Source organism: Brevundimonas sp. UBA5713, from assembly GCF_002419815.1.
Taxonomy (GTDB): Bacteria; Pseudomonadota; Alphaproteobacteria; order Caulobacterales; family Caulobacteraceae; genus Brevundimonas.
This window is the reverse complement of the sequence record NZ_DIGV01000050.1, coordinates 1-3,753: the sequence shown is the minus strand read 5'-3', so window position 1 is coordinate 3,753 and position 3,753 is coordinate 1. Positions and strand designations below refer to the sequence as shown.

The 3,753-nt window shown below is 64.5% G+C and carries 4 protein-coding genes; all 4 read left to right on the top strand.

Annotation, left to right across the window (positions count from 1 at the left end; translation table 11 throughout):
- Positions 1-464 (top strand): cell envelope integrity protein TolA (locus tag B3B04_RS12350; RefSeq protein WP_292043326.1); only part of this gene is annotated, 464 nt, incomplete at its 5' end.
- Positions 465-571: 107 nt separating this feature from the next.
- Positions 572-1,939 carry a Tol-Pal system beta propeller repeat protein TolB gene (gene tolB, locus B3B04_RS12345; protein ID WP_292043325.1) on the top strand — a complete coding sequence of 456 codons (1,368 nt, stop codon included), beginning with the start codon at positions 572-574 and terminating at the stop codon, positions 1,937-1,939.
- 147 nt (positions 1,940-2,086) lie between these two features.
- Complete coding sequence (gene pal / locus B3B04_RS12340) at positions 2,087-2,641, top strand: peptidoglycan-associated lipoprotein Pal (protein ID WP_292043323.1); 555 nt, start codon at positions 2,087-2,089, stop codon at positions 2,639-2,641.
- 237 nt (positions 2,642-2,878) lie between these two features.
- Positions 2,879-3,697: a tetratricopeptide repeat protein gene (locus tag B3B04_RS12335; protein ID WP_292043321.1), complete on the top strand. Its 819-nt coding sequence runs from the start codon at positions 2,879-2,881 to the stop codon at positions 3,695-3,697.
- The last annotated feature ends 56 nt before the right edge of the window (positions 3,698-3,753 follow it).

The window sequence follows — 3,753 nt, the reverse complement described above, 5'->3', positions numbered from 1 at the left end:
CGCCGCCGGCCAAGTCGACTACGCCGCCGCGCAACAACAACGCCCGCCCTGCCGAGCGTGAGGCACCGGGGCTGGATTTGGATGCGCTGCGTGGCCCGTCGCGCCCCACCGGCAATACCGGCCGTCCGGCCACGGGCCAACAGGGCAGGGGATCAGCGTCGCAAGCGACCGGACCCCAGATCACGGCCATCTTCAATCAGGTCTATCCGCACTGGATATTGCCGTGTGACATCCCCGGCGCAGACCAGCTGCGTATTCAGGTGGATGTGACTCTTTCTGCCGATGGCCGGATCACACGCGGCCCTACGCTCGTTAATGCCCAGAGTTCGTCCGTCTATCGGGCGGCAGCGGAGGGGGCCTTGCGCGCCCTGCGTCAGGCCGCACCGTTCGATGTGCCTGCCAATTTCGAGGGCGGTCAGTATCGCCCGACCTTCAATACCGAAAGGGCCTGTGCCAATCGCTGATTTCGTGCCTGAATGCCGCCACTATGGCGCGCAAGCTTGAGCGTATCGGCGAGGCGTGGCCTTGTCCAAATGACCACCTGACTGACTGAAACGACAGGAGTTCCATCATGCGACTGAAGTTCCTTCTCGCCTCGGCGGCGGCGCTTGTGATGGCGGCCCCTGTGGCCCATGCCCAAGCGCCCGCACCCCAATCCGGCCCGATCGAGGTCGAGATCGACCAAGGCGTGCTGCGTCCGCTGCAAATCGCCGTGGTGCCGTTCACCGGCGCGAACGGCCCCCAGATCTCGCAGGTCATCAGCGGCAATCTGAAACGCTCGGGCTTCTTTGACCCGCTGAACCCCGCCAGCTTTATCGAGACCGGCCTGACGCTGGCCAATGCGCCGAACTTCCCCCAGTGGACCACCATTGGCGCACAGGCTGTGCTGTACGGCGGCGTGACCGAGCGCGCCGATGGCCGCGTGGACGTGGGCTTTCGCCTGTATGACCCGTATCGCCAGTGCCAGTTGGTCAGCTATCAGTTCACCGCCACTTCCGAACAATGGCGCCGTATCGCGCACAAGATTTCCGATGTGGTCTATCAGCGCCTGACCGGCGAGCCGGGCTTCTTCGACAGCCGCGTGCTGTTTGTGGCCGAAAGCGGCAGCCAGACCAACCGTCGCAGCCGCCTGACCATCGTCGATCAGGACGGCTACAACCCCGTCTTCCTGACGCAGGGCGACGAGGTCATCATGTCGCCGCGCTTCTCGGCGCATGACCCGAACGAGGTCACCTATGTGGCGCTGGGCAAGGACTACAGCCGCATCTACCTGTACAACCTTGCCACGGGCCGCCGCGAAAGTCTGGGCGAGTTCGATGGTCAGGTGCTGGCCCCGCGCTTCTCGAACGATGGCACAAAGGTCGCCTTCTCCATCATTCGCAACGGCAACACCGACATCTACGTGATGAACCTGCGCACGCGTCAGGTCTCGCGCCTGACCAGCGATCCGGGCATCGATACCTCGCCGTCGTTCAGCCCCGATGGCTCGCAGATCGTGTTCACCTCGGACCGTTCCGGTTCGGCGCGCCTGTACACCATGCGTGCCGACGGCTCGGGCCAGCGCCCGATCAGCCGTGGTGGCGGTTCCTACACCGCTCCGGCGTGGTCGCCGCGCGGTGATCTGATCGCCTTCACCAAACAGCAGGGCGGCCGCTTCTACACCGGCGTAATGCGCACGGATGGCACCGGCGAGCGCACCTTGTCCTCGTCCTATCTGGAAGAAGGTCCGTCGTGGGCTCCGAACGGTCGCTATGTGATGTTTGCGCGCCAGAGCCCCGGTGGCGACACCCGCCTGTGGACGGTCGATCTGTCGGGCCGTGTGGTGGCTCAGGCCGGTTATCAGGAGCGCGGTTCCAGCCCCGCCTGGTCGGGTCTTCTGGATGCGCCTCCGGTCAATCTGGGCGTGAATCAGAGCCCGGATTCATGCGCCGCGTCATAAAATAACGAGGCTGTGATTTTAGCGGGGATCGTTAGGCTTCACGCCTGCGTTATCCCGCTAGCGTAGCGTTTACAGGCGGGCTAGCAGTCCGCCGCAAAGTGTCACTTATCTGGTTGATTCTTCGACCTAGCCCCATTGGAGACGAGCATGAATAACGCTTCCCTGATCAAGCTGGCCGCCGTGGGCGCACTGGCTGCCGCCATGGCCGCCTGTACCCCGAAGCCCGCTGTCCAGCCGGCCACGCCGGACGCCCCGCCGCCGGCAACCGGCCCGACCTATCCGACCGCCCCTTCGGGTCCGGTGGATGGCGGCAACGTGGGCGCTGCCGTTCCGGGCTCGGAACAGGATTTCGTCATCAACGTCGGCGACCGCATCTATTTCGACCTCGACTCGATCGAAGTGTCGTCTGAAGCCGCCATGCGTCTGAATGCCCAGGCCCAGTGGCTGCAGCGCTATCCGTCGGTGAACGTGCGCATCGAAGGCAATGCCGACGAACGCGGCACCCGCGAATACAACCTGGCTCTGGGTGCACGCCGCGCCGAGTCGGTTCGCAACTACCTGATCAGCCGCGGCATTCCGGCCAACCGCATCGACACCATCTCCTTCGGCAAGGAGCGTCCGATCGCAGAAGGCTCGAACGAGTCGTCGTGGGCCCAGAACCGTAACGCCCGCACCGCCATCGCCTCGGGCGCACCGCGCTAAGGCAAGGCAGTAGGGCTTTAGAGCCTGAAGATTTAAGGCGCTGTCCTTCGCGGACAGCGCCTTTTTCTTTGGCGGGGTCGTTGTCCATATGTTTGCCCCATTGCGTAGCGCTATAATCTTGATGGCCATCCTGTTTCTGGGCCTCGGTCGCTAGCCCCGCTAGAGACACCGAGGCTTGACTTGCAGGACGATGCAAACGGTGGGACGAACAGTTTTATGAAGAACCAGCGATTTCCTTTGAAGCGTTCGGCCGTCGCGACGGCTGTGGGCCTGTGCCTGATCGGTGGCGGCTTTGCCATCGCCCAACAGCAACCGCTGGAGCCGGTGCAGTGGGACAAGCGCCGTCTGGACCAGTTGGACCGTAACGTCCGTCGTCTGGAACGCGCGCTAACCCAGCGCAATGCTGCGGGTCAGCCGGTGCTGGTCGAGCCCGATCCCGAAGTGGTGGTCCTGCAAGGTCAGGTGTCGATCCTCGAGCGTCGTCTGGGCGATCTGGAGGCGACCTTCCGCCGCGTGAACGGCGACACCGAGCGCATGACTTTCGACCTCGACGAGGCGAACCGCAACAACACCCAGTTGAGCGCCCGCGTGCGCGACCTCGAGCAGCGTCTGGAAAAGATGCAGGAAGAGGCCGAGTTGAACGCACCGGTGGTAGCAAACTCGCCGACCGGTGACGCAGCAGGTGATCTACAGGCAGCCATGCGTCTGGCGGGCGAGGATGCCCGTCGCGGGGCCCGTGCGCTGGAAACCGTAGTGGTCACTTGGCCGGACACGCCGCAGGCCCAGGAAGCCAACAGCCGTCTTGGCGATCTGCATATCGCCAACCGCGACAATGCTTCGGCGGTTCAGGCCTATGCCGCCGCGCTTTCGGGCTGGCCGCGCGCGCCGTGGGCACCGGAGACCACGCTGAAACTGGCCGAGGCGCTGCGGGCGACCGACCGCGCCACCCAGGCCTGCGGTGCGCTGACCGAGTTCACCCGTCGCTATAATGAAACCGCGACGGCCCAGCAGAAGACCCGCGCCACCCAACTGCGCACGCGGGCTGAATGTAGCTGATCGTGAGTGACGACATGCTGCGCGGGCAGGTGTTTGATCGCCTGAACGCGCGGCTG